This window comes from Pseudomonas sp. 2VD (genome assembly GCF_005503585.1).
Taxonomy (GTDB): domain Bacteria; phylum Pseudomonadota; class Gammaproteobacteria; order Pseudomonadales; family Pseudomonadaceae; genus Pseudomonas; species Pseudomonas aeruginosa.
Genome location: NZ_SCND01000375.1, coordinates 1 through 5,698 on the forward strand (window position 1 = coordinate 1; position 5,698 = coordinate 5,698).

Below are 5,698 nucleotides of genomic sequence, written 5' to 3' on the forward strand. Positions count from 1 at the left end.
CCGCCGAGGAGTTGCTGGAGCTGAGCCCCGCCGATGGCCTGGTCGCCGGCACCGGTACGGTGGGGGCCGCCAGCTTCGGCGTGCAGGCCGCGCGTTGCCTGGTACTGGCCTACGACTACACGGTGTTCGCCGGCACCCAGGGGGTGATGAACCACAAGAAGACCGACCGCCTGCTCGGCCTGGCCGAACAGTGGCGCTTGCCGCTGGTGCTGTTCGCCGAGGGCGGCGGCGGGCGCCCGGGCGATACCGATTTCGTCGGCGTCGCCGGCCTCGATTGCCATACCTTCGTCGGCATGGCCCGGCTCTCCGGGCTGGTGCCGCTGGTGGGAGTGGTCTCCGGTCGCTGCTTCGCCGGCAATGCCGCGTTGCTGGGCTGCTGCGATGTGATCATCGCCACCCGCGACGCCACCATCGGCATGGCCGGCCCGGCGATGATCGAGGGCGGCGGCCTGGGCCGTTTCGCCGCCGAGGAGGTCGGTCCGACGGGCGTGCAGGGGCCTAACGGAGTGATCGACGTACTGGTGGCGAACGAGGCCGAAGCAGTTGCGGTGGCCAGGCGCTACCTCGGCTATTTCCAGGGCCCGCTGGCCGACTGGAGTTGCGCCGACCAGCGCGAGTTGCGCCACCTGGTGCCGGAGAACCGCCTGCGTGCCTACGACATCCGCCAGGCGATCGAGGTCCTGGCCGACCGGGGCAGCGTGCTGGAACTGCGGCGCCAGTTCGCTCCCGGCCTGGTCACCGCGCTGCTGCGCATCGAGGGCCGCGCGTTCGGCCTGATCGCCAACAACCCTGGCCATCTCGGCGGCGCCATCGATGCCGCGGCCGGCGACAAGGCCGCGCGCTTCATGCAGTTGTGCGACGCCTTCGACATCCCGATCGTCTCGCTCTGCGACACCCCTGGCTTCATGGTTGGCCCGGAGGCGGAAAAACAGGCCACGGTGCGCCACGTCTCGCGGATGTTCGTCAGCGCCGCCAGCCTGACGGTGCCGTTCTTCACCGTGGTCCTGCGCAAGGGCTACGGACTGGGTGCCCAGGCCATGGCGGCGGGCAGCTTCCATTCGCCGCTGTTCACCGTCGCCTGGCCCAGCGGCGAGTTCGGCGCCATGGGCCTGGAAGGCGCGGTGCGGCTGGGCTTCGCCAAGGAGCTGGCGGCCGAGGAAGACCCCCAGCGGCGCGAGGCGCTGTTCCGCGGCATGGTCGACAAGGCCTACCGCAACGGCAAGGCGCTGAACATGGCCAGCTACCTGGAGATCGACGCGGTGATCGACCCGGCGGAGACCCGCGCCTGGCTCCTGCGCGGCCTGGCCGTCGCCGGAGAACCGGCGCCGAGGGCGGGGCGCAAGCGGCCGTTCGTGGATACCTGGTAGATGGTCGGCCCGCAGTGCCCTGGCGCCTCAGGACGACGGCGTCGCCTGAACCTGCGCGGCGACCGCCGCCTTGTCGATCACCGACCAGACGCCGGCGATGCGCTCGTCTTCGAATTCGTAGAAGACGTTCTCGGCGAAGCGTACCCGCTGGCCGTTGACCGGGATGCCGAACAGCCGGCCGCTGGGTGTGCAGTCGAAGTGCAGACGGCAGGCGACGCCCGGCGGATCGACGAGCAGGCGTTCGATCTCGAAGCGCAGGTCGGGGATTGCCAGGAAGTCGCCTTCGAGCATCCGCAGGTAGCCGTCGAGTCCGATCTGCACGTCGTTGTAGCGCACCCGGTCATGGACGAAGTCGCCCAGGCGCGCCCAGTCCTGGCGGTTCAGGCAGTCGATGTAGGCGCGATAGCGCTCGGCGAGTCGGTCACGGGTCATGCGGGTCTCCTTCGAGCTGTCCGGGCGGCATGAGCCAGACCCTAGCAAACCCGCGAGACGCCGTCAGTCGCTAGGCTTCAGCCCAGGCGCATGGACAGCTCGACATCCTCGGCGAAGGGCGTCGACAGGTAGCCGTTGGCCGGCGAGCGGACATGGGCCAGGTACTCGGGACTATGCTCGGCGTTGTCGGCGATCACCAGCGCGCCGGGGCGCAGGCGGCTTTCCAGCAGGGCGAGGACCTCCGGGTAGAGCGCCTTGGCGCCGTCCAGCAGGACCAGGTCGATGCTGTCCGGCAGGTCCTTGGCGAGGGTTTGCAGGGCGTCGCCCTCGCGCAGTTCCACCAGGTCGAGCAGCCCCCCGGCGGCCAGGTTGCGCCGTGCCCGCTCGGCCTTGGAGGGTTCGAACTCGCTGCCGATCAGGCGGCCACCGCCGTTGTCCCGCAGCGCCGCGGCGAGGTGCAGGGTGGACAGACCGAAGGACGTGCCGAACTCGACGATGCTGCGCGCCGAGCTGCTGCGCGCCAGCATGTAGAGCAGGCTGCCGGTTTCGCGGGAGACGGGCAGCGCCAGATCCTTCAGGCGGCCGTAGAACTCGCGGTATTCGGTCTTGCTGCCCATGAGGCGCTTCAGCTCGGCCTCCGAGAGGTCGGCGAGGGCGGGACTATTGCCCGGTGCGCTGGCTTCGGCTTCGGCTTCGGCGAACAGGCGTTGCAGGAGATCGGCGAGCGGGGCGTTGGTGAGGGTATTCATGGATGGCTCCGGGAATGTTTGAGCGCGTAAGTGCGTGGACCTAGAATGCGACGGATTCATCGCATTCCGCCATTCGCATTCCGGAGCCTTCCATGAGCGACAAGCGAAACCCGCGTATTTCCTCGCGCAAGCAGCCGCAGCAGGCCCGTTCCAGCGAGTTGGTGGCGAGCATCCTGGAGGCGGCTGTTCAGGTTCTGGCCAGCGAAGGCGCGCAACGTTTCACCACCGCGCGGGTGGCGGAGCGCGCCGGGGTGAGCATCGGTTCGCTGTACCAGTATTTCCCGAACAAGGCGGCGATCCTCTTCCGCCTGCAAAGCGACGAGTGGCGGCGCACCACGCGTCTGCTCGGCGAGATCCTCGAGGACACCGCCCGGCCGCCGCTGGAGCGCTTGCGCCGGCTGGTGCTGGCATTCGTGCGCTCGGAGTGCGAAGAGGCGGCGATACGCGTGGCGCTGAGCGACGCGGCGCCGCTGTATCGCGACGCCGACGAGGCGCGGGAGGTGAAGGCGGAGGGCGCGCGGGTGTTCCAGGCGTTTCTCCGGGAGGCCTTGCCGGAGGTCGCCGAGGCCGAGCGCAGCCTGGCCGGCGACTTGCTCACCACCACCCTCGGCGCGGTCGGCAAGCAGTTCTCCGAACAGCCGCGCAGCGAGGCGGAGATCGAGCGTTACGCCGAGGCCCTGGCCGATATGCTCTGCGCCTATCTCGCCGCCCTTGGCGAGCGCTGAGGTGCCGTGTGGCCGGAGCAAAACCGTCGCTTGGCCCAGCGGCCCCAGGTACGCGGCTGGCGCGTTCGTAGGCTTGGCGGAGCAGGCGTGTATCGGCGGAAGCGACCGGCGCCTGCCGGTCGCGGGAGGGATCAGGCTTCGGCGATGCCGGTGACGACGATGCCGAAGCGGCGCAGCAGCAGTTCCGCCGGCTCGTCGCTTTCCAGCTTGCCGGTGCTGTAGTGGCCCGGCTTGAGGTTGGCCTCGGCCCATTCCAGCAGGTGCTCGGCGACCTCTTCGGGGCTCGGCTTGTGGGGGAACGGCAGGACTTGGCGCTCGGTGGCTTCGTCCTTGCTGTAGGTGATTGCCCAATCGCTCATGGGTAGGCTCCTTGTTTTCGCTGAGTTGGCAGGCCGGCAGGGCCCGAAGGGTAGACCGGCGCGGTCGCGCAAGGGTTGCCCTGGCGCGATGGGCGGTCCCCGTCCGACTGTCGGCCGAGGGCGGAAAACACTTATGATTCAGCCACATGCTTTGTCTGGACCGGTCCCCGATGCTGTCTGCCGTACGGCGCTACAAGTCGATGCTTTCCAGCGCCCTGGCGCGTTGTTTCCCGCGTACCACCGCCTACCTGCAGGCCGAGCGCGAGGCCCGCGAAGCCTTGTTGCAGCCGGCCAAGGCCCGCTCCCGGAAGAACGCCGCGAAGGCTCCGGCCAAGGCCACCGGCAAGCCTGCGAAGGGCGCCGGCAAGCCCGCTGCCGCCTCGCGGCGCGCGCCGCAGGGAATCTATCCGGCTGCCGCACTGAAGGTCGACGAATCCCAGGAGCGCGCCATGCGCGAGCAGGTGGCGCAGGCCGCGACGCTCGGCGTGGTCAGCCCGCCGTCCGAGGAACAGTGGGCGATGATCCTCTGCCGCCAGCCGCTGGCGCGGATCTTTGCCGGTGCCGGCTCGGGCAAGTCGACCACCCTGGTCCTGCGGGTGGTGTTCATGCTCTGCCACCTGGGGGTCGAGCCGCAGCGGCTGACGGTGATTTCCTTCACCAACGCCTCCTGCGCGCAGTTGCGCGAACAATTGCTGCGCGTGCTCGCCCATTGGCAGTACCCGTTCGACGCGGCCCAGGCGCGGCAGTGCGTGCGCACTTTCCATTCGGCGCTCGGCGGCCTGGCCCGCGAGGTGCTCGGCAATCCGCGCTGGTTCGAACAACTGGACGACCGCGACCCCGCCGCCGAGCCGGACAACCCCCTTGCCGCCGGACGCCTGCGTCCGGCCCAGCAGCGCCTGCTGAAGCAGGCCTACCAGCAGTGCTACGCGGCAAGCCCGGCGTTCCGCGCCAAGACCCACAAACTGCTGGAACTGCCGCCGCCGGCGGAGCCGGAAGAGGGCGCGCGGCGGCAGCCGAAGGCGCCGCTGGAGCCGTTCAAGCTGGCCGGCGAGTTCCAGGCGCTGCCGCTGTACGAAGCCTTCCATGCCCAGGCCGGGTTCGCCGAGAGCCTGGGCCTGCGCGTCGAACGCCTGGACAGCGGCAAGCTGGAATGCGGGTTGCGCGAGAAGATCTTCGTCGAAGCCATGGCACTGTTCTGGGCGAGGTTCCAGGCACTGTTGCGCGAGGAGGGCCTGATGACCTTCGACGCCGCGTTCCAGCAGCTCGGCGAGCGGATGGCCGGCGGGGCTCTGGCGGAAACGGCATTGGCGCCGTTCACCCATCTGCTGATCGACGAGTTCCAGGATGTCTCGCCGCAGATCGTCCTCTGGCTACAGGCGTTGCACCGTCGCCTGGCAACCCAGGGCACCGCGCCGAGCCTGATGGCCATCGGCGACGACTGGCAGTCGATCTACGGCTGGCGCGGCAGTTCGCCGGAGCTGTTCATCGACTTCGACCGGCACTTCCCCTCGCGTGGGCGGGGACGCAAGAGCGCGCTGCTGGTGCTGGAAACCAACTACCGCTCCGTCGAACCGATCATTCGCGACGGCGAGAAGGTGCTGGCCGGGGTGCGTTTCAAGCAGGACAAGACCTGCCGCGCGTTCCGCCCGATCCAGCCGGGCGACCATGGCGTGAAGCTGGTGCAGCGTTTCGACCTGCGTGCGCAACTGCCGAAGCTGCTGGCGGAAATCCGCGCCCAGTGCGAGCACGCCGCCGCTCGCGAAAGCAGCGAGCGCACCGCGGTGCTGTTGCTGAGCCGGCGCAACGAGCCGTTGCAGGCGATCCAGGCGGAGTTGGATCGCGCGCTGCCGGTGAAGGGCATGACCATCCATCGCGCCAAGGGCCTCCAGGCCGAAGTGGCGATCGTCGTCGACGACTGCCTGCCGGGCGAGAAGCATCCGTTGCGCAACGCGCTGTACGCGGCATCGGGCTTCTTCCGCAACAGCTACGACCAGGCCATGGAGGACGAAAGCCTGCGCCTGGCCTACGTGGCGATCACCCGTGGCGTCAGCCGGGTGCTCTGGTAC

General features: G+C 69.3%; 6 protein-coding genes. 3 read left to right on the plus strand and 3 right to left on the minus strand.

Translation table 11 applies throughout. The features are described 5' to 3' along the window. On the plus strand, positions 1 to 1,367 hold a 1,367-nt coding region (locus FFS27_RS27435; protein ID WP_272483177.1), incomplete at its 5' end, for an acyl-CoA carboxylase subunit beta. A gap of 27 nt (positions 1,368 to 1,394) precedes the next feature. Here FFS27_RS27435 and FFS27_RS27440 read toward each other — a convergent pair. Further along, on the minus strand, positions 1,395 to 1,799 hold the full coding sequence (locus FFS27_RS27440; protein WP_003086989.1) for an ester cyclase: 405 nt from the start codon (positions 1,797 to 1,799) through the stop codon (positions 1,395 to 1,397). Between the two features lie 77 nt (positions 1,800 to 1,876). Continuing rightward, positions 1,877 to 2,548 carry an O-methyltransferase gene (locus tag FFS27_RS27445; RefSeq protein ID WP_003086990.1) on the minus strand — a complete coding sequence of 224 codons (672 nt, stop codon included), beginning with the start codon at positions 2,546 to 2,548 and terminating at the stop codon, positions 1,877 to 1,879. Between the two features lie 92 nt (positions 2,549 to 2,640). Between FFS27_RS27445 and FFS27_RS27450 the strand changes: the two genes are divergently transcribed. After that, positions 2,641 to 3,273: a TetR family transcriptional regulator gene (locus FFS27_RS27450; protein ID WP_003086991.1), complete on the plus strand. Its 633-nt coding sequence runs from the start codon at positions 2,641 to 2,643 to the stop codon at positions 3,271 to 3,273. A 131-nt stretch (positions 3,274 to 3,404) separates the two neighbouring features. On the opposite strand, the gene FFS27_RS27455 is transcribed toward FFS27_RS27450, so the two are convergent. Then, entirely contained in the window at positions 3,405 to 3,632 is a 228-nt protein-coding gene (locus tag FFS27_RS27455) for a hypothetical protein (protein WP_003082927.1), read from the minus strand. 170 nt (positions 3,633 to 3,802) lie between these two features. Between FFS27_RS27455 and FFS27_RS27460 the strand changes: the two genes are divergently transcribed. Continuing rightward, the coding region (locus tag FFS27_RS27460) for a UvrD-helicase domain-containing protein (RefSeq protein WP_256659661.1) at positions 3,803 to 5,698 on the plus strand (1,896 nt) is incomplete at its 3' end.

Bases quoted from the DNA above. Each gene is read 5' to 3' on its own strand.
- FFS27_RS27440 (WP_003086989.1), bottom strand. From the start codon at position 1,799: ATGACCCGTGACCGACTCGCCGAGCGCTATCGCGCCTACATCGACTGC.
- FFS27_RS27445 (WP_003086990.1), bottom strand. From the start codon at position 2,548: ATGAATACCCTCACCAACGCCCCGCTCGCCGATCTCCTGCAACGCCTG.
- FFS27_RS27450 (WP_003086991.1), top strand. From the start codon at position 2,641: ATGAGCGACAAGCGAAACCCGCGTATTTCCTCGCGCAAGCAGCCGCAG.
- FFS27_RS27455 (WP_003082927.1), bottom strand. From the start codon at position 3,632: ATGAGCGATTGGGCAATCACCTACAGCAAGGACGAAGCCACCGAGCGC.